At 65.1% G+C, this 19,218-nt stretch carries 15 protein-coding genes; all 15 read left to right on the plus strand.

Annotated features, from left to right (window positions below; all coding sequences use genetic code 11):
- Window positions 1–28: 28 nt before the first annotated feature.
- The 15 genes from asnB (at window position 29) to ACYQ2T_RS06390 (ending at window position 19,218) form a co-directional block, all read left to right on the plus strand.
- Window positions 29–1,858, plus strand: a complete 1,830-nt coding sequence (gene asnB / locus ACYQ2T_RS06320; protein ID WP_459899356.1) for an asparagine synthase (glutamine-hydrolyzing) — start codon at window positions 29–31, stop codon at window positions 1,856–1,858.
- On the plus strand, window positions 1,858–2,979 hold the full coding sequence (locus tag ACYQ2T_RS06325; RefSeq protein ID WP_459899358.1) for an N-acetyl sugar amidotransferase: 1,122 nt from the start codon (window positions 1,858–1,860) through the stop codon (window positions 2,977–2,979). Before asnB ends, ACYQ2T_RS06325 begins: the two co-directional genes overlap by 1 nt.
- Window positions 2,976–3,362: a hypothetical protein gene (locus ACYQ2T_RS06330; protein ID WP_459899360.1), complete on the plus strand. Its 387-nt coding sequence runs from the start codon at window positions 2,976–2,978 to the stop codon at window positions 3,360–3,362. Before ACYQ2T_RS06325 ends, ACYQ2T_RS06330 begins: the two co-directional genes overlap by 4 nt.
- On the plus strand, window positions 3,349–4,206 hold the full coding sequence (locus ACYQ2T_RS06335; protein ID WP_459899361.1) for a class I SAM-dependent methyltransferase: 858 nt from the start codon (window positions 3,349–3,351) through the stop codon (window positions 4,204–4,206). Before ACYQ2T_RS06330 ends, ACYQ2T_RS06335 begins: the two co-directional genes overlap by 14 nt.
- 144 nt (window positions 4,207–4,350) lie before the next feature.
- Window positions 4,351–5,451 carry a radical SAM/SPASM domain-containing protein gene (locus tag ACYQ2T_RS06340; protein ID WP_459899363.1) on the plus strand — a complete coding sequence of 367 codons (1,101 nt, stop codon included), beginning with the start codon at window positions 4,351–4,353 and terminating at the stop codon, window positions 5,449–5,451.
- A complete protein-coding gene (locus tag ACYQ2T_RS06345) occupies window positions 5,448–7,016 on the plus strand; it encodes a glycosyltransferase family protein (protein WP_459899365.1) in 1,569 nt (522 codons plus the stop codon). The genes ACYQ2T_RS06340 and ACYQ2T_RS06345 overlap by 4 nt, the downstream gene beginning before the upstream one ends.
- Window positions 7,013–8,071 carry a radical SAM/SPASM domain-containing protein gene (locus ACYQ2T_RS06350; RefSeq protein ID WP_459899367.1) on the plus strand — a complete coding sequence of 353 codons (1,059 nt, stop codon included), beginning with the start codon at window positions 7,013–7,015 and terminating at the stop codon, window positions 8,069–8,071. The genes ACYQ2T_RS06345 and ACYQ2T_RS06350 overlap by 4 nt, the downstream gene beginning before the upstream one ends.
- Entirely contained in the window at window positions 8,071–10,056 is a 1,986-nt protein-coding gene (locus ACYQ2T_RS06355; protein ID WP_459899368.1) for a hypothetical protein, read from the plus strand. Before ACYQ2T_RS06350 ends, ACYQ2T_RS06355 begins: the two co-directional genes overlap by 1 nt.
- Window positions 10,053–11,192 (plus strand): SGNH/GDSL hydrolase family protein, encoded by a 1,140-nt coding sequence (locus ACYQ2T_RS06360; RefSeq protein ID WP_459899369.1) that lies wholly within the window; start codon window positions 10,053–10,055, stop codon window positions 11,190–11,192. The genes ACYQ2T_RS06355 and ACYQ2T_RS06360 overlap by 4 nt, the downstream gene beginning before the upstream one ends.
- Before the next feature lie 90 nt (window positions 11,193–11,282).
- Window positions 11,283–12,620: a DUF4910 domain-containing protein gene (locus ACYQ2T_RS06365; RefSeq protein WP_459899370.1), complete on the plus strand. Its 1,338-nt coding sequence runs from the start codon at window positions 11,283–11,285 to the stop codon at window positions 12,618–12,620.
- 12 nt (window positions 12,621–12,632) lie between these two features.
- Window positions 12,633–13,547, plus strand: coding sequence for a class I SAM-dependent methyltransferase (locus tag ACYQ2T_RS06370; protein ID WP_459899371.1), 915 nt, complete (start codon window positions 12,633–12,635; stop codon window positions 13,545–13,547).
- Window positions 13,544–14,242 (plus strand): class I SAM-dependent methyltransferase, encoded by a 699-nt coding sequence (locus ACYQ2T_RS06375; protein WP_459899373.1) that lies wholly within the window; start codon window positions 13,544–13,546, stop codon window positions 14,240–14,242. The genes ACYQ2T_RS06370 and ACYQ2T_RS06375 overlap by 4 nt, the downstream gene beginning before the upstream one ends.
- A complete protein-coding gene (locus ACYQ2T_RS06380) occupies window positions 14,239–16,125 on the plus strand; it encodes an asparagine synthetase B family protein (RefSeq protein WP_459899375.1) in 1,887 nt (628 codons plus the stop codon). Before ACYQ2T_RS06375 ends, ACYQ2T_RS06380 begins: the two co-directional genes overlap by 4 nt.
- A 4-nt stretch (window positions 16,126–16,129) precedes the next feature.
- Window positions 16,130–16,996: a radical SAM protein gene (locus ACYQ2T_RS06385; protein WP_404844607.1), complete on the plus strand. Its 867-nt coding sequence runs from the start codon at window positions 16,130–16,132 to the stop codon at window positions 16,994–16,996.
- A gap of 83 nt (window positions 16,997–17,079) precedes the next feature.
- On the plus strand, window positions 17,080–19,218 hold the full coding sequence (locus ACYQ2T_RS06390) for a glycosyltransferase family protein (RefSeq protein ID WP_459899378.1): 2,139 nt from the start codon (window positions 17,080–17,082) through the stop codon (window positions 19,216–19,218).

Here is a 19,218-nt window from a genome sequence, read left to right on the forward strand (position 1 = left end):
CCGGCCCCGATGGCCGGGAGGACACATCATGTGCGGGATAGCGGGCTACTATGGACGGGCGGAGGTTGCGGACGGCGCGGTGCAGGCGTGCCTGCGCCGTATGCGCCACCGTGGGCCCGACGCCAGCGGCGTGTTTCGCCGTCAGCTTCCCGGCGGCATGAACGTCTGCCTGCTGCACTCGCGCCTTGCCATTATCGACCTCGACGAACGCGGCAACCAGCCCTTTGTGACGCCGCGCCACGCCCTGACCTTTAACGGCGAGGTCTACAACTATGTGGAGCGCCGCCGCGCTATGCAGGATGAGGGCGTCGTTTTCCATACCCGCACGGATACCGAGGTGCTGGCGCGCACGCTGGACGTGGAGGGTACAGGCGGGCTGGACGCGCTGGAAGGCATGTGGGCCTTTGCGGCGGTGGACCTTGCCACGGGCGCGCTGACGCTCTGCCGGGACAGATTTGGCGAAAAGCCGCTCTATATCCGGCGCGACGCCACCGGGCTGTATTTTGCCTCGGAGGTGAAATTTCTGGAGGCGCTGTGCGGGCGGCGGTTCCCGGTGAATATGGCGCACGTGCGGCGCTTCCTCGTCAACGGCTATAAGTGCCTGTACAAAACGCCGCAGACGTTTTTCACCGGCGTGGAGGAGCTTCCGGCGGCGCATGTGCTGACGCGCGGGGTGGACGGCGAGGAGCGGCGCATCCGGTACTGGACGCCGTGCGTTGCCCCGGATGACGCCATGACGCGGGACGAGGCCGTTCGCGGCGCGCGTGAGGCCTTGACCGAAGCCGTGCGCCTGCGCCTGCGGGCGGATGTGCCCATTGCCTTTTGCATGAGCGGCGGGGTGGATTCCAGCTCGCTTATCGCAGTGGCGCGGCGGATGTTTGACCACGACGTGCACGGCTTCACCATCGTCAATACCGACGAGCGCTATGCGGAGTGGGACGCGGTGGAGAAAAGCGTTGCGGACCTTGGCATCCGGCACACGGCGCTGCCTCTGCGCACGGGGGGCTTTCTGGATGGACTGCGCCGCGCGGTGCGCCAGCACGACGCCCCGGTGTATACCGTCACCTACTACGCGCATTGGCTCCTGATGCAGGCCGTGGCGGAGAGCGGCTATCGCATTTCCGTGAGCGGCACGGGCGCGGATGAGCTCTTTACGGGCTACTACGACCACCACGCGCTGTACCTGCACGACATCCACCACGATGCCGGGCTGTATGGCAGGGCGCGGGACAACTGGATGCGCCATGTGGCCCCGGTGGTGCGAAATCCTGTCCTGCAGGACCCGGACGTGTTTGTGAAGCGGCCGGGCGAACGGCGGCATATCTACCTCGATGCGGAGCGCTTTGCCTCCTATCTGCGTGCGCCGTTTGCGGAGCCGTTTACGGAGCGCGGCTACGAGGGCGGCCTGTTGCGCCGCCGCATGCAGAACGAGCTATTTCATGAGGCTGTGCCCGTCATCCTGCACGAGGACGACCTCAACGCCATGGCCTTTTCCGTGGAGAACCGGTCTCCGTTTTTGGACCGCGCGCTGTTTGAGTTTTGTGGCCGCATCCCAACGCGCCACCTCATCCACGACGGCTACAACAAGTCCGTCCTGCGCGAGGCCATGCGCGGCATTGTGCCGGACCATGTGCTGGATGACCGCCGCAAGGTGGGATTCAACGCGCCCGTTTTTGGCTTCCTTGACCGCTCGGACCCCGCCGCGCGCGCCGAGATACTGCGCGAGAGTCCGGTGTTTGATGTGGTGCGCCGCAGCGCGGTGCAGGACCTATTGGACCGCGAAACCCTGCCCAACTGCGACAGCAAATTTCTGTTCAGCTTTTTGGGGGTGAAGATGTTCCTTGAGGAGTACGCCTGATGCGTTGGTGCTCGCGCTGTGTTTTGCCGGATACGCGTCCGGGCATTGTGCTGGACGATGCTGGCGTGTGCACGGCCTGCCGTACCCACGCCGCGCGTCCGCAGGTGGACTGGGACGACAGGGCGCGGCGCTTTGCCGCCCTGTGCGACGAGGTCCGCGGCAGCGGTCCGGGCTACGATGTGCTCATCCCCGTCAGCGGCGGCAAGGATAGCCACTGGCAGGTGCTGACCTGCCTTGAGCACGGTTTGCGCCCGCTGTGCGTCACATGGCGGCCACCGGGGCGCACAGCCCTTGGGCGGCGGAATTTGGACAACCTCATCGCCCTTGGCGTGGACCATATGGATGTGTCCATCGCGCCGGATGTGGAGCGCCGCTTCACCCTTGCGGCCATGGAGCGCTTTGGAACGCCGGGGCTGCCCATGCATATGGCCATATTCAACATACCGCTGAACCTTGCCGTGCGCTTGTCCATCCCCCTTGTGGTGTGGGGCGAGAATTCGGCCACGGAGTACGGCTCCGAGGATGGGCGGCATATGGGCCTGCGCCTGACCTCCGGCTGGCTGGAGCGCTACGGCGTGATGCACGGCACAACGGCGGCGGACTGGGTGGGGGAGCATGGCCTCACTGCGCGCGAACTGACGCCGTATACCGGCCCGGACCCGGACGCACTGGAGGCCAGCGGCGTGCGCGCGGTCTTTCTAGGCTGGTTCTTCCCGTGGGACCCGCAGCGTATGCGCGACGTGGCGCAGGCGCACGGCTTCACCCGCCGCGAGGGCGGCGCGGCAACGGGGCTGTACGACTATGCGGACGTGGACGATGCGTTTATCAGCGTCCACCACTGGCTGAAATGGTACAAGTTCGGCTTCACCAGAACCTTTGACAATCTGTCGCTGGAGATCCGCAGCGGGCGCATAACGCGCGAGGACGCCGTGACCAGCATCCGCCAGCGCGGGGACGATACGCCGCGCGCGGACATCGTCGCCATGAGCGAGTTTTTGGGCATATCCACCGCGCGCTTTTATGACATGGCGCAACGCTTCCGCAATCCGGACGTGTGGCAGTGGGACGGGGAGCGGTGGTGGATACCCGACTTTTTGGTGCCGCAATGGGAGTGGACATGAAAATACAGACCATCACGCCGCCACGGCAGTTTACAACCGGCCGCCGCAAGGATGTCCAAATGCGCGATTGCGCCCACATCCGCCTTGCCCTGGATGAGCAGGTGACGCTGTTGACCGACGCGGGCGCGGAGTACGACGTGGCGCGTAAGTCGTGGGGCTTTTACGCCACACCGTCCATCAATGGCCGCCTTGCTGGGTTTGGCCTGCGCGCTGCGCTCCTTCGCAGCACCATAGGGCGCTATTTCATCGTGCTTATCGAGGACGGGCGCGAGGCCGAATACGCCGCCTATCTGCGCAGTGAACGGCTGACCGAGGTCTGCCGGCTTGATGAGGATGCGCTGGACGCCATAGCAAGCGCGGAGGCGGCCCATGAGTGTGGATAACGGCCTCACTTGCATCTGCGGGGGCAGCGACATGCGGCGCGAACTTGCCTACGACGCGCCGCCGCAGGGCGAAACGCATTTTTCTCTCACGGGCGAGTACCGCCGGGAGTATTGGCAGTGCCAATACTGCGGGCATATGGCCGCGCGCCTGAGCATGAACCTGAGCGGGCTGTACCAGCACGACTATGTGGAGGCCACCTACGGCGGTATGGACGGTCTGCAGCGGTCCTTTGAGCGGGTGGTGAACCTGCCCCCGGAGCAGTCGGACAATGTGGGGCGGGTGTCGCGCATTATCACCTTTGCGGAGGGGCGCTACCGGGGCGGCGACCCGTCCGGCGCGGCCATGCGGCTGCTGGACGTTGGGTCCGGGCTGGCGGTGTTTCCCCACGCCATGCGTCAGCTGGGCTGGAATTGCACCGTGGTGGACGTGGATGAGCGGTTGACGACCCACGCGGCGCAGGTGGCCGGGGTGCAGGCCGTGTGCGGCGACTTTGCCACCATGAGCGAGCTGACGGGGTATGACGCCGTCACCTTTAATAAGGTGCTGGAGCACGTGGCGGACCCCGTCGGCATGTTGGCGGCGGCGGGGGGGAGCCTTGCCCCGGGCGGCTTTGTGTATGTGGAGGTGCCCGACGGCGTGGCCGCGCTGTTTGAAGGCCCGCACCGCGAGGAATTCTTTGTGGAGCATTTGCATGTGTTTTCGCCGGCGTCTGTGGCTATCCTTGCCGCGCGGGCCGGATTTTCACCCCTTGCCGTGGAGCGCGTGCGTGAGCCCAGCGGCAAGTTTACCCTGCGCGCGTTTTTGGAGCCGGACAGCATGGGCCCGCATTGGTGGGCGCTGTAGGCCTCGCTCCAACGCGCTGGAATGCTGGGCTTTGCCCCGCCGTGGCCGCATTTGTGCACGGCATGAAGGATGATGTGGTTTTGACTGGATGATGGGCCGCCGCGCGAAGCGGGCGTGACGGCCACAGCAGACAGGGAGCGTACGGTGCCCCGAACCATCAACCCAAACATCACCTACGTTGGGTCCGCCCTGAGGCAGGCGCGGTACGCCATGAGCCAGCGCCACGCCATGCGGTACCTGATGCACCGGGCGCGGTGGTCGCTTTTGCCCCGGTGGCGTCGGGTTTCGGCCTTTCCGGAGCATGTGGACATTGAAACGGCCTCCGCATGCCAGATGGCCTGCCCCATGTGTTTTCAAACCGTGCGCGGCGATGTGCCGCGCGGCGTGATGGACCCGGCGCTCTTCCGCCGCGTGATGGACGAGGTGGCGGCGCGCCGCCCGTACTCCATCCGTCTGTCGTGGCGCGGGGAGTGCCTGTTGCATCCGCAGTTTGCGGAGCTTCTCGCCTACGCGCGGCAGAGGTTCTCCGGCAGTATATCCTTCCTGACCAACGCCCTTGCGCTGGATGAAGCGCTGATGGAGCGCATTGTTGCCGCGCAGACGGACTATATCGTCATCTCCGCCGACGGCGTGGGCCGCACCTATGAGGCCGTGCGCCGCCCAGCGCGCTTCGACGACCTTGTGCGCAAGCTGGAGCGCCTGCGCGATATCCGCCGGGCGAATGGTTCGCGCTTTCCCCGCGTGCGCATCAACGCCGTGAGCACATGGCTCACCGCCGGGGAGCGGCGCGAGTTTGTGGAGACCTTCCAGCCGTTGACCGACGCCATCCTTATTGGCGAGATGCTGTCCAACTTTGCCGAATACACGCCGCCGCATGACCCGGATGCGTTTTGCGCCTCGCCATGGCAGCGGCTGCTCGTGGGGTGGGATGGCTCGGTGCATCCCTGCTGCTGTGATGTGGCGGGCAAGTACAGCCTTGGCAACGTGGCGGATGCGTCGCTGGCGCAGATGTGGCGCGGTGGGCGGCTGACGGCGCTGCGGCGGGCCATTGCCAGCGGGCGGCGCCTCAGCATCCCCCTGTGCCGCGACACGGATTGCGGCGTGGATGAAAATGACAACGAGGCGTCGGAGGAGTTCATGGACCTGCTTCGCGCGCAGGTGATGCGCCAGCATGGGGTGGAGAGTCCTCTCCTTGGCTACTTGCGCGGCGGTGCGCGCTCCGGCGCGGGGGAGGAGGCGGCATGACATTCAAGATTGCGGCTCTTCTCAACAAATCCGAGCGCGAAGGCCCCACCATGGACGCCGTCCGCGCCCGCCTTGCCGAGTGCGCGCCGGACTGCGAGCTGGAGACCTTCGTCGCCACGGACCCGGCATTCACCCAACAGGTGATGCGCTACCGCCCGCAGGTGCTGTTGTCCTATCCCTACACCGCGCGGACCTGTTCGGTGCGGTCCTATCTGTTCAAGCATATTTTGGGGTGCTTCAACGTGTGCCTGCGTACGGAAGGGCAGTTGGACTACCGCCACGGCAACAAGAATACATGGCTGGTGGGGCTGGAACCCTACGGGCCGGACTTTGTGGACTATGAGCTGTTCTGGAGCCGCCGCATTGCGCAGATGACCGGGGAGGAACTGGTGCGCTGTGGCAAGCTGTCGTCAGCCGAGCGCATCCGCGTCTTCGGCTATCCGCCCTACGAGGTCTATTTCCGCCCGTGGGACGACGCCGAAGACACCATGCCTGCGGCCTACCGCGAGCGCATGGACGCGACCCCGCGCGAGCGGGTGGTGACGTTCATTACCAACTTTTGCTTTGCCGACTACTCGGCGGAGGACATCGTCCGCGCGGGGGATTTGGTGGATGCATCGGCCCCGGATGCGCAGCAGGAGGTGGTGGCGGGCATCAACGGCGCGCGGCGGTGCGCGGTGTTCCGCCAGAAGTGGATAGACAACATCCTGCGCACGGCCTACCGCAATCCGGACGCTCTGGTGGTGGTCAAAAGCCACCCCGTGGAGCACATCATCTTCGACCGCAAGCGCCACAATCCCTACAAGGATGCCTTCTCGCGCCTGCCGAATATCCTCTACATCCGCGAGCCGGTGCGCATTGCGGACCTCTTGCGCCGCACGGGGCTGTTTTTCCACTACGGCTCCACCTGCCTTGCGGAAAGCTACCTGCTGGGCATTCCCTCGGTTTTCGTCACCAGCGAGGAACTCTACGGCGAGGGGAAGAATCCCACCAATCCGAACTTCTACTTCCACGACTCGGGCTGGGAGTCGTCGGCGCGTGCGGACATTGACGATGTCTCCGCCCTTGTGACCCAGCACCTGCGCGAACCGTTGGCCTTTACCATGCGCCCGCATATGCGCCGCGTTCTCTTGGATGTCTTTAACATCGACGACGGGCATCTGCGCGGGGCCAAAGCCTATGAGCCGTCGCTGGAGATTGCCCGCTTCCTCGCCGGACTGGCGCAGGATGCGCCGCAAAAATTGCGGGATGACGACCCCTATGTGCTGAATGCCTTGGACAAGGCCGGACTGTCCGTGCTGGACGCCATGATTGCTTCTGGCGTTGCGGTTATGCAGGCCGGGGACCATGGCGCGGCGCTGCGGGAATTGAACGAGGCGCACGCGCTCTCGCGCCGGCTGGATGTGGACCTGCGCGACCTTGACCACCTGCGCGTCATTTGTATGAGCAGCCTCGGCATGGTCCAGCAGGCGCAGCGCCTCGTGGACGCTATGGAAGACTCGGCGGAGGGCAAGCGCCTGTCCGCGCGCATTGCCATGCCACCATCACAAGGAGGACCGTCATGAGCACCCTTGCCTACAGCCACCTTGAGCCGACCGATCAGGTGCGCCTGATTGCCTATAAGGATTTGGACGCCGTGTTCCGGCGGCATTTTGGCGAGGCATACGACGCCTACCGCCACGCTTGGTACGCCGCGCAGGATGGCGACCACATCCCCGAGTTTCCCCTCAGCCTCGACTTTGAGACCAACAACTTCTGCAACCTGCGCTGCCGCATGTGCCTGTTTTCCACCAATCTGCACCCGGACGCCAAGCGCCAGAAGGGCTTTTTGGGCATGGACCTGTTCCGCAAGCTGGTGGACGAGGGCGCGGAACATGGCCTGCCAGCCATGACCTTTGGCTTTGAGAGCGAGTCCCTGCTCAATCCGGCCCTTGCGGATATGGTGGCCTATGCCCGCAGGCGCGGGGTGATGGATATCCGCGTTGGCACCAACGGCATGCTGCTGGATGCGGAGATGTCCAAGCGGCTTATTGGTGCCGGGCTGACGCGGCTGGAGGTCTCCGTGGATGCCGTGAGTCCGGGCACGTATGCCGAGGTGCGTCGCGGCGGCAACTACCACCGCCTGATGCGTAATATTTTCACTTTCCTTGAGGAGCGCGACAAGGTCGGCTCGGACTTCCCCCTGTTGCGGGTGAGCTTTTTGAAGCTGGACGCCAACCGCGATGAGCTTCCGGACTTTATTAACTATTGGCGCTACGTGGCGGACTACTTTTCCATCCAGAACCTGCTGGACTACGAAATCATGGAGGAACGCCACGGCATGAGCGTGCCGCACGCCGAGGTCCCGCAGGACTTCCGCTGCGCCAAAATCAATCAGCGCATGTACGTGCGCTACAACGGGCAGGCCCTGCCGTGCGGCTACGTCTTTGGCTGGGACGGCCTGCGCCTTGGCGACCTGACGGCCATGAGCGCGCATGACGCGTGGAACTCCCCGAAATTCCGCGACCTGCGCCGTATGCATATGCGCCGCAGGTACATGGACAACCCCTACTGCCTGCGCTGTGTGTCCCACACCACCACGGGCGGGCTGGAAGTGGAACGGGAGCTGGAGGGCACCTGATGATTCAGCCGTACCGGATATGGTTCATTGGCGACTCGTCAGCCTCGGGCATTGGCCTTGGGCGCGAGGTCTTCCCCCGCCGCGTGGCCGCGTTGGCCGCGGAAGGGGGGCGTGGACCGGTGCGGGCGGTGAATTGTGCGGTGCCGGGCTTTACCAGTACGGACGCCGCCGCGCTGGTGCGCGACATTGCCGGAACGGGCGGGCTTGGCGCGGGCAGCGCTGTTGTCCTGTACCTTGGCAACAACGAGCAGGCGGCCTCGCGCTACAAGGGGCGCTACAGCGGGCTGACGCGCTGGCGGCGGGCGCTCAAGTCCTTGATGCCCGAAACGAACGGTGGCGGCGTGGTGCGGTGGGGGCGCGGCGGCCTGCACTTTGAGCCGGACCCGGCAGAGGCGGCCACGGCCAACACCGTGGAGGATTTTTTGTTCAACATGCGGCAGGTGCTGAAGGTGGTGCGCCTTGCCGGAGGACGCGCCGTGGTGGTCATCCCCAGCGCCAACAAGCGCTTTCCCCATGGCGTGGGCCTGCCCAACGCGCCGTGGTTCAAGGCCGCGCACAGCACGGACCGCATCTCGGACTTTATCCGCCAGTGGTATGACCCGGACGGCGGCGTTGTGGGCGGGCTGTACCGGGGCATCCTTGCCCTGGAGAAGGGCCGCTACGGCTTGGCGCAGGAGTTTTGCGCCGAGGCGGCAAGGGCCGATGCGCCCGGCGTCCGCGCGGCGGCGGAAAACAACGCGGCAGTGGCCCTTGCCGGGCTTGGCCGCGTGGATGAAGCCCGGCGCACCCTTGAACGCGCGGCGGCGGAGCATCCCCTCTACGCGCCCCTTTATCTGGACAACGTGGCGCGCATCCTGCGCGTGCAGGGGCGGCGCGGCGGCGCGGACGAGGCCGACCGGGCGGCCTTTCATGCGGATACGTCGCTGTACCGCGTGAAGGACGAAGGGCGCGAGGCCCTGAAGCTGGCCGCGCAGGAGAGCGGGGCGGCTGTTGTGGATGTGGACGCGCTGGCTGGCGACGGGGGCTTTGTGGACTACTGCCACCCCACCCCGGACCTGCACGGGCGCATTGCCAGCGCCGTTATGGAGGCGCTTGGCGGCGATTTGCCACAGGCAGGCGGCGAGTGCGGGTATGAGCGCTGGCTGGTCAGCCCGGACGCTTTCTCCGGGCGGTGCGGCTCCCTGTTGGACTACTACCAGATTGACCGGGGCGAGGCCGACCCTGAGGGCGTGTTCTGCACCTTTATGGAGACCTCGCGCGTGGATGTGCCGGAGGAGGACTTTCTGGCCGAGGCCATTATCGGCTTTACCCGCAGCGCGTTGGAGCATCCGCTGTTTGGCTTTGGCGAGGACCTTATGGCCATGCCGCCGCAGTATTGGTTCGAGATGCTGAGCTTTCCGGAGTTTCATACCTATCGCATCCTCGCGGTGTATTTGGACATGTTGGAGCGCGCAGGAGAGGGCGGCATTCTTGCGGAGTATCCGGGCTTTGACTTTTCTGCCGCGGCCTACCGGGACCTTGTGCTCATGAAGCGAAAGCGGCCGCTGGAGCGCCCGGTGTCCACCTCGCCAGCGTATGCGGCGCGGCTGGTGCAGAGCGTGCGCCGCTACCTGCGCGACAGGGCGCGGTTCGCCATCGACCCCGAAGCCCGCCGCCGTACCGTCATCTATTGGTACACGCGGGAGTCGTTCCGCTACGGCACGCAGTCGCGCACCAGCATGCTGTTTGATGTGTGGAGTTACGAGCGCGCCATGGAGGCGCTTCTCGCCGCGTGCGCCATCTGGCGGGCGGCGGACGACGGGGCGCTGTTTGAGGCGGGGCGGCGGCAGGTGCGGATGATGGCGGAGCATGTGTCCGGGCTGGTGGCCGCACTGGACGAGGGCACCCCGGCGCGGGATGTGGACGCCGTGTCCGCGCGGTTTTTGGCGGAGTTCGACGCTGGCCTTGGGCAACTGGTCTGCACGGCAAAGCGGGAGGCCTCATGAGCATCCTTACCGGCCTTTTGTGGGCATGCGCCGGCCTTGCAGGGGCGGAGGCTGCCGCGCGCGTCTGCTGGCGCACCCTTGTGCCGCGCCGCAAGCGTCTGTTTTTTGAGTATCTGCTGACGGGCAAGGCGGCGCTCACGTCCGCACAGGACGTGGAACTGTCGCGCCCGTCGCTCATGCGGTACCGGGGGCATCCGTTCACGGCCTTTGAGCCGGACCCGGAGTTTGTGACGCCAGAGGGGCGGCGCATGCATAATTCCAGTTCCTTCCGCGACGCGCAGGAGTTTACGCCGGAGTATGTGGAGTCCTTTGACCTGCGTGTGTACCTCGCTGGCGGCAGCACCGTCTACGACACCTGCGTGGATGACGACGCAGACACCTTTGCCGTGCTGCTGCAGGAGGAATTGGCCGCGCTGACGGGCCTGCGGGTGAAGGTATTCAACGCCGGGGTGGGGAACTTTACCACCTTTCAATCCGCAGTGCGCCTTGCGGCGTGGGTAGACACCCTGCGCCCGCATGTGACGGTGGTGTATCAGGGCATTAATGACATTACGCCCTTTTTGTACACCGACGCCGCGCCGGATGCCATCCGCCCGGACTATGCGCATTCGCTGCGGCCCCTGTGCACGGCGGAGGTGCGCGCCCGCCTGCCCCGGTGCGCGCGGTGGTCGCATCTGGCGCGCCTTGCCGCGTCGCTGGCGGTACCGGCGGAGGAGTTCAATATCCGCTTCCACACCCTTGGCGGCGGGCACAAGGTGCACCACATCGGCGGGGATACGGACTTTGCCGTGCGCCACATCGCCCGGCGCATCGACTATGGCATCATCCGCAGCCATTTTGAGAACATTCTCGCCCTGACGCGCTTTCGGCATATCCCCACGGTACTGATGACCGAACGCCTTGCCGAAGGGGACGACTGGTACCGGCCGTTTCTCACGCGCATCAATGCCATTGTCCGGGAGTTGGAGCGCCACGAGGGGTGCTCCGTCCTCGACTTTGACCGCGACTTTCCAAACGACCCGGAATTCTTCGCCGACGCCATGCACTTTTCCAAAAGCGGGAACGCCTGCCGCGCGCAGTATGTGGGCAGGTACCTCGCGGAAACGCTCGGCTACCATAAGGAGGCCGCATCATGAAGAAACTGTGGACCATTCTCCGGCGCATCGTGAATGCCGTTTTCCGGCGCAAGAGGCCCAAAGACGGCGACATCTACCCCCTGTACTAACATGGTGGACCTTGACCGTTTCCGTCAGGCGCTGGAGCTGAACATCGGCGTGTGCCAGCCGGACAATGCGCGGCTGTTGAGCCTGCTGTCGCAGGTTGTTCCTTTGCGCATCTCGCGCTTTGCCAGTGGGCTGGAGCACAACGGCTGGGTGGTGCCCCGGCAGTGGAGCGTGGACGTGGCCGAAATACGCCGCGGCGGGCGATTGCTGTTTGACGGCAGGGTGCATCCGCTGGCCGTTGCGGGCTACTCTTCGTCCTTTTCCGGCACGCTGTCCCGGCGCGAACTGGACGCGCATGTCTTCTGCCGCAAGGACGTGCCGGACGCCTACGCCTTCCACTCCATGTACAACTACCGCCCATGGCAGGAGCATTGGGGCTTTTGCGTGCCGTGGACGGAGTATAGCGGCTGGCCGGAGGACGGCGAGTACGAGGTGCGCCTTGAGACGTCCTTTACCGACGGCGACATGCTGGTGGGGGACCTGCACCTCGCCGGGGAGCGGCCGGATACCGTGGCCTTCAACGCCCACACCTGCCATCCCTGTCAGGCCAATGATGACCTTGCGGGCGTGTTTGTGCTGTTGGAGCTGTTCTCCCGCCTGCGGGAGCGCTCCACGCGGTGGTCCTACCGTTTGGTGCTAGCGCCGGAGCACCTTGGCACGGTGTTCTATACAGCGACCTTGCCGCAAGAGGAGCTGGAGCTTATCCGCCTTGGCGTCTTTGCCGAAATGCTGGGGAGCAGCGGCCCCCTCGCGCTCCAGCGCAGTTTTTATGGCGACAGCCTTGTGGACCGCGTGGCGGCGCACATCCTTGCGGAAGTGCAGCCGGGGTTCACGGACGGCGCGTTCCGCACCATTGTCGGCAACGACGAAACCGTGTGGGAGGCTCCGGGCATTGAGGTGCCCATGATTTCCCTCTCCCGCTGGCCGTACCCGGAGTACCACACCAGCCATGACGACATGCGCATCATGCACCCCGGCAAGCTGGAGCAGGCCGTGGAGGTGCTGGAAGCCATGGTGGACGTGCTGGAGACCGACAGCGTGGTGCACCGGCGGTTCAATGGTCTCGTGGCGCTCTCCAACCCCCGCTATGACCTGTACGTGGAGCGCCCGGACCCTGTGGTGGAAAAGAACCTGACCGAGCGCGACATCCGCTTTGGGCAGATGCAGGACCGGCTCCCCCGCGCCTTTGACGGGGCACGCACCGTGTTCGACATCGCCGAGGCCTTTGGCGTCAGCTACATGCGCCTGCGGGAGTATCTGCAGCGCTTTGAGGACAAGGACCTTGTGGCCCTGACCCCGCCGGAGCATCTGCACCGGCGGCCACGGCCCCTTGGGCCATAGCCGGAGGAATCCATGACGCACCGAACAGCCGAGGACGCCGTCCGGGCCTGCTACAGCACGTGGAGTACGACCTACTACGATGATTACTACGGCGAGGGCGCGGCCTATCCGCCCGTGCACCGGGACCTGCTCCGGCGCATCCTTGCCCCGCGCAAGGGCGGGACGCTCCTTGATGCGGGCTGCGGTCCGGCGTCCTTTTTGCGGGATGTGACGGACCTTGGCTTTGACCTCTACGGCTTTGACCTCACGCCGCAGATGGTTACCGCGGCGCGGCAGGTGCTGGGCGAGCGCGGCGTTCCGGCGGAGCGCATATGGCAGGGCAGTGTGCTGGACGAGGCGGCCTACAGCGCGCCCGGCGGCTGGCCGCAGACCTTTGACGCGGCGGTGTGCGTTGGCGTGCTGCCGCATATTCCGGAGGGTGAAGAGGACACGGTCTTCGCCAATCTGCGCGGGGCGGTGCGGCCGGGTGGGTTGGTCGTGGTGGAGGCGCGTAACGAACTGTTTTCACTCTTCACCCTCAACCGCTACAGCCGGGACTTTTTCATGGACCGCCTTATTGACCGTAGCGGCGTGCTGTCCCGCGCGGCAGGGGAGGAGCGCGGCGCGCTGGAGGGCGCTCTTGACGGTCTGGAGGCCATGTTCCGTACGGACCTGCCCCCGGTGCGCCGGGGCGAGGATGGTCAGCCGGGCTATGATGAAGTGCTTTCGCGCACGCACAACCCGCTGGAGCTTGCGCCGCGTTTTGCGCGGGCGGGGTTCGCGGACGTGCGGGTGCTGTTCTACCACTTTCACTGCCTGCCGCCCATGCTGGGCGAGGCCGCGCCGCAGGCTTTTCGCGCCGCCAGCCTTGCGCTGGAGGAGAACCCGGAGGACTGGCGCGGGCACTTTATGGCCTCGGCCTTCATGCTGGTGGGGAGGCGGGAATGATTCGCGCTGACGGCTGGGGCACGTACTGCATCTGGGAGCACAGCGCTGTGGTGAAGGACCTCTACAGCCGCCGCTGTCTGCTGCAGGCCGAGGAAATGACCTGCCACAAGCAGGCGGCCAGTCTGTTGGCCCGTGTGGCGCGCCCCGGCGAAAGCGTGCTGGATGTGGGGTGCGGGGCTGGAGACTTCTACCACAGCATCGCGCGGCGCGGGCTGGACCTGCGCTATACGGGCATAGATGCAGCGCCGTCCCTTGTGCGGCTGGGGCAGAGCATTCTGCCCGGATACGGTCTGCCTACGCACGCGCTCCAGTGCCTGCGGCTGGAGGATGCCTGCGGCGAGGTGGACCATGTGGTGTGCCTGAACGTGCTGACCAACATCGACAACTACCACCGCCCGCTGGAGCGGATGCTGGGCATGGCGCGGCGGTCGGTCATTCTGCGCGAGTCCGCGTGGGACAGGCCCGCCCGGTACGAGTACGTGCGCGACGCCTACCTTGACCCCGGCGTGGACCTGAGTGTGCACGTCAATACCTATAACGCTCCGGAACTGATGGAGTTTATGCGCGTGCGCGGGTTCCACGTCTGTCAGGTGGTGGACGTGCGCACCGGCGGCGAACCGGAAGACGTCATCGGCTACCCTCATCATTGGACATTCTTTGTTGCCACACGTGATGACACCGAGGAGGCGGCATGAGCCGGATTTGCGGACTGATTTCTCCGGGCGATGCGGCCCGGCGGCACGACCTGCTGCGTATGATGCTGGAGCGCGTCGGCGCGCCCCCACACCGGCGCGAGCGGGTGCTCCATGGCGGCAGCGCCGCCCTTGGCTGGTCCGGCGTGGATGCGCCCCCCTGCGCGCAAAAGGCCGGAGTGCTGGTGGTGATGGATGGCGTGGTGCTGAACCGCGACGCCTTCGAGCCGCAGAAAAGTGACGCGGACCTGCTGCTGGATCTCTACCTGCGCTATGGGCTTACTGATGCGCTCTCGCGCTTGTGGGGCGATTTTGCCGTAGCGGTGCATGATGTGCCGCGTGGCACCCTGTGGCTTGGGCGCGACAGGCTGGGCGTGCGCCCGCTGTACTGGACGCGGCAGGGGCCGCTGGTGGCCTTTGCGTCGCGGCCCGGTGCGCTGTTTGGGTTGCCCGGTGTGTCGCGCAGGTTGCGCGGGCACCGCGTGGCGCGCCTTGCTGCGGCGCATTACCGGCTGTTTGACGACGCGCCGGAGGAGTCCCCCTACGCGGATATTGCCCAGCTTCCGGCGGCAACGGCGCTCAAGGTTACCGAGGCGGGCGAACGCGCCACGCGGTGGTGGTGCGTGGAGGACGCGCCGGAACTGACAGGGACACAGGACGAGCTTGCAGGGCGCTACCGCGACCTTATCTTTGACGCCGTGGACCGGCGCATGGCCGTTATGCCCGCGGTTGGGTTCACCCTGTCCGGCGGTATGGATTCTTCAACGGTGCTGGCGTCTGCGGCGCGGGGCGTGCGCGCCAAGCAGGTGGCGTTTTCCACTGTGTATGCGGACCGGACCTTTGATGAATCCGAAGACATCCGGCCCATGCTGGACCATGCCGTGTCGCGGTGGGAGCGCGTCCCCGTGGACGCGCCGGACGTGATGGCGCTGGTGCGCGATATGGTGCGCCTGCACGATGAACCCGTTGCCACGGCAACGTGGCTGTCCCACTGGTTGCTGGCCCGGCATGCGGCGGCGCAGGGGGTGCGCACGCTGTTTGGCGGCCTTGGCGGTGATGAGCTTAACGCCGGAGAGTACGAGTATTTCCCATACTACTTTGCGGAGCTTCGCCGGGCGGGGCGGCATGCGGACCTGGCGCGCGAGATTGCCGGATGGGTGGAGCACCATAACCATCCCATCTACACCAAGAGCACAGCGGTGGCCATGGCGCTGATGGATCGTCTGACGGACGCCCAGCGTCCCGGCATCTGCCTGCCGGATACTGACCGCATGACGCGTTATGCCGCCGCGCTGTCGCCGGATATGCGCCGCATGCTGGAGCGGCCCGCGCCGCAGCCGGAGCATCCCTTTCCCTCGTGCCTCAAGAACAGAACGTGGCAGGACCTCACGCGAGAGACTATGCCCTGCTGCCTGCGCGCGGAGGACAGGCACTGCGCCGCCCTTGGCATGCAGGCGGCGCACCCCTTCCTTGACCACCGGCTGGTGGAGTTCATGTACCGGGTGCCGGATGGCATGAAGATTGAAAACGGCGTGACCAAGGTGCTGCTGCGCCGCGCCATGCATGGCACTCTGCCGGAGGCAACGCGCACCCGCGTGACCAAAACGGGCTGGAATGCACCGGCGCACGTATGGTTTGCCGGCGAAGGCGGCGACGAGCTTATGGATATGGTGCGTGGCCGCGCCTTCCGCGAGCGCGGCATCTATGACCCTGCGGAGGTGGAGCGCCTTGTTATGGAGCACAGGACCATTGTGGCCGAGGGCGCCCCGCGTGAGAACCATATGATGTTCCTGTGGCAAGTGGTGAACATGGAAATATGGCTGGACGGCTTGGATTCCCGCCGCGCGGGAGCCGATATGGCGCAGGCCGCGCCGGCAAGTGAGTAGATTTATGAAAGAGACTGTTCCGTCAATCTTTGCGCTGGAGACCGTGCTGGGGTGCAACCTGCGGTGCCGGGAGTGCGCCGTGGGCGCAGGCATTGTGGAGCGAAAGCACGGCATGCTGTCTTACGCGGACTATGTGCGCATTGCCGAGCGCATAGCGCCTTACTGCTCGTACCTCTACCTGCATCTGTGGGGCGAGCCGCTGTTGAATCCGGACATCATCCCTATGGTGCGCCACGCGTCCACCTACGCGCAGACCAATATCAGCACCAACGGCAATACTATGACAGCCCACGGCGCGCGGGAGCTGATTACCTCCGGCGTGACGGATGTCATCGTGTCCATCGACGGCGTGTCGCAGGAGGTCTACGGCACCTACCGCAGGCGCGGAGACGTGCAAAAGGCCCTCGACGCGCTGGAGATGCTCCAGCGGTTCAATCAGGCGCTGGGGGCGGGGGTGAACATTTGCCCGCAGTTCATCGTCTTTGCGCACAATGCCCACGAGATGGCGGACTTTGACGCCTTCTGCCGGGGCATTGGCCTGTCGCCTATGTTCAAGGCCCCGTATATCCGCAACGGCTCCGGACTCCGGCCCTCGGGCATTGCGGCCTTTGAGCGCACCTTTGCGGAGACGCCGGAAGGCCGCAAAAAGGCCATGCGCGCCTGCCAAAATCCGCGCGATGTGATGACCATCCTCCTCGACGGTTCCGTTGTGGCGTGCTGCTACGACCACAACGGCCTTACCCATTTTGGCAATATTTTTGAGTCGGACGTGCTGGACATATGGAACAGCCCACACTGCCGGGATTTCCGCCAGCGCATTGCCAGCGGTAACGCGCCGGAGTTCTGCATGGACCAGTGTCTTATGTATTGATGCGCCGCAGGCGCGCGGCACGGAACCGCTTTTGCATGGAATAGCCTGATACCGCGCAGTCCGCGCAAACAAAGGACGAAACCATGTTTGAAATGCCCTACAAACGCCTCCCCCACACCGTGACGATGGAAGACCCGTCGGAAGGCGTGCTCATAGCCAACGGGTTGTTTTTGCGCGGAAAATTCCGTGAAGCCTTTGACGTGTTTGAGCAGACGCTGAACGAATGGCCGGAGATGCATGTCGAAATTTTGGCGGCCTGCTACGACCACTATGAATCCCTGACGGACCGAAGCCGCTACGCCCTCTATCAGTCGCGGCATTTCGACTTTCCCATCTGGGAGGGCGACAGCGTTTTGGACATTGGCAGTGGGCATATTCCCTTCCCCAAGGCCACGCATTTGGCGGACATCAGCCTCTCCGACGGCGAAGTGGGGCGCGCGGGCAAGGCCTTTAAGCGCCGCGACGGTCTGCCTGTGTTTGAATGCCCGGTGGAGGATATGCCCTTTGAGGACAACAGCTTTGACTTTGCCTACTGCTCGCACGTTTTGGAGCACTCCACGGACCCGGAAAAGGCCTGCCGCGAACTGATGCGCGTTGCCCGGCGCGGCTACATCGAAACCCCGGCCCGCGCCAAGGACTGCTTCCTCAACATGGCGCGCGTGTCGCACCATTTATGGGCGGTGGAGTACATCCACGGCACTCTTGTCTTCTCCGAGTACACGGAAGAGGACAAAAAGGGCCTCATGTCCGACGTGCTCATGGACATGACCGCCCACCCCGAGTCCCCGCGCGAAAAGGCCTTTGCCGCGCTCATTTACCTGCGCGCGCCGCAGGTGAACACCATGTTCATGTGGGAGGACTCGTTCAAGGTGGAGGTGCGAAGCGCCAATGATATTTTTGTGGCGGTGAAGGAGTCCGTCGCCCCGCTGCGTAGCGCAGTGGAGCAGGGCGTGCCGACGCAGAATCCCTCGCGCCTGCCGGGATGCGTGCTGCTGTCGGACAATGCCGCGCCGGACGTCCGGCAGGAGGGCGCGGGCCGCGAGAAATTGCGCCTGGTGCAGGTGCATACCTTCTATCCGGCGTATTTGGAGTGGTTCTACGGCCGCTACCCCAAGCTGGCGCAGGCCAGTTACGAGGCGCAGGTCCGCGCGTTGGTGGACGACGGCTTCAGCGGCATCCACATGCTGGCCCCGCATTTGAAGGATTACGATTACGACAGCCACCTCATCATCGCCAACAATCCCAATACGCAGGCCGCGTGGCTGAGTGAGCGGGGGTATCCTTTGCCCAAGGGCGACTGGGTGCGCCACATCGCCATGATGCAGTTGGAGGAGTTGCACCCGGATGTTGTGTATTTGACCGAGCCTATTACCTTTGACGGCAGTTTTCTGCACATGCTGTCCTTTACGCCGCGGTTGACCCTTGGCTGGCGCGCGGCGGACATCCCGCAGGGGACTGATTGGCGCGGCTTTGACGTGATGCTGTCCAGCCTTGCCGCCCTGCGGCAGGAGGCCGAACGCATCGGCGCGCGCGAGGGCGTGGACTTTTCGCCGGGTGTTCCGGAATTTTTGATGCCGCAGGCCGTGCCGGACGATCAGCGCTCGGACATTGTGTTTTGCGGGCAGTGGACGCGCGGCCAGCATGAGCGGCGCAACGCCATGCTCCAGACCGTGGCCCGCGCGGCGTCGGCCAAGGGCTACTCCTGCGATATGCATCTGAGCGGCGAGGTGCACACCATCACGCCGGAGGTCGCCGCCTACGCCCGTCCGGCCCTGTACGGCCGCGCCATGCACGAGGCCCTTGCGCGCGGGCGCATCGCCTTTGACGGGCGCGGCAGAATTGGCACCCCAAGCGGCGGAGCCATGAAGGACCTCGCCGGGCGCGAGAGCGCGAACATGCGCATCTTTGAAGCCACAGGAAGCGGGGCGTTCCTGCTCACGGAGCATTACGACAATCTGTCCAAGTATTTTGACATTGGGCGCGAGATTGAAACCTTCCGCGATGACAAGGAAATGGTCGAGAAGCTGGGCTACTACCTCGCCCACCCCGAAGAGCGTGAGGAAATCGCCCAGCGCGGGCGCGAGCGGTGCCGCAGTGAGCACTCCATGGCGCAGAAGGCCAAACTGTTCGACACCATTGTGCGCGAGCGGCTGGCGCCACAGGCGAAGCAGCCTGCCGAAGCGGCGTGCGCAGGGGAATGCGCCACCAAACCTACAGGATAA

It is taken from the genome of Desulfobaculum senezii (genome assembly GCF_054657395.1).

Excerpts from the sequence above, each read along its gene's own strand:
- ACYQ2T_RS06355 (WP_459899368.1), top strand. The coding sequence starts at position 8,071 with ATGATTCAGCCGTACCGGATATGGTTCATTGGCGACTCGTCAGCCTCG.
- ACYQ2T_RS06380 (WP_459899375.1), top strand. The coding sequence starts at position 14,239 with ATGAGCCGGATTTGCGGACTGATTTCTCCGGGCGATGCGGCCCGGCGG.
- ACYQ2T_RS06375 (WP_459899373.1), top strand. The coding sequence starts at position 13,544 with ATGATTCGCGCTGACGGCTGGGGCACGTACTGCATCTGGGAGCACAGC.
- ACYQ2T_RS06370 (WP_459899371.1), top strand. The coding sequence starts at position 12,633 with ATGACGCACCGAACAGCCGAGGACGCCGTCCGGGCCTGCTACAGCACG.
- ACYQ2T_RS06365 (WP_459899370.1), top strand. The coding sequence starts at position 11,283 with ATGGTGGACCTTGACCGTTTCCGTCAGGCGCTGGAGCTGAACATCGGC.
- ACYQ2T_RS06360 (WP_459899369.1), top strand. The coding sequence starts at position 10,053 with ATGAGCATCCTTACCGGCCTTTTGTGGGCATGCGCCGGCCTTGCAGGG.
- ACYQ2T_RS06385 (WP_404844607.1), top strand. The coding sequence starts at position 16,130 with ATGAAAGAGACTGTTCCGTCAATCTTTGCGCTGGAGACCGTGCTGGGG.
- ACYQ2T_RS06390 (WP_459899378.1), top strand. The coding sequence starts at position 17,080 with ATGTTTGAAATGCCCTACAAACGCCTCCCCCACACCGTGACGATGGAA.
- ACYQ2T_RS06345 (WP_459899365.1), top strand. The coding sequence starts at position 5,448 with ATGACATTCAAGATTGCGGCTCTTCTCAACAAATCCGAGCGCGAAGGC.
- ACYQ2T_RS06335 (WP_459899361.1), top strand. The coding sequence starts at position 3,349 with ATGAGTGTGGATAACGGCCTCACTTGCATCTGCGGGGGCAGCGACATG.
- ACYQ2T_RS06330 (WP_459899360.1), top strand. The coding sequence starts at position 2,976 with ATGAAAATACAGACCATCACGCCGCCACGGCAGTTTACAACCGGCCGC.
- ACYQ2T_RS06325 (WP_459899358.1), top strand. The coding sequence starts at position 1,858 with ATGCGTTGGTGCTCGCGCTGTGTTTTGCCGGATACGCGTCCGGGCATT.
- asnB (WP_459899356.1), top strand. The coding sequence starts at position 29 with ATGTGCGGGATAGCGGGCTACTATGGACGGGCGGAGGTTGCGGACGGC.
- ACYQ2T_RS06350 (WP_459899367.1), top strand. The coding sequence starts at position 7,013 with ATGAGCACCCTTGCCTACAGCCACCTTGAGCCGACCGATCAGGTGCGC.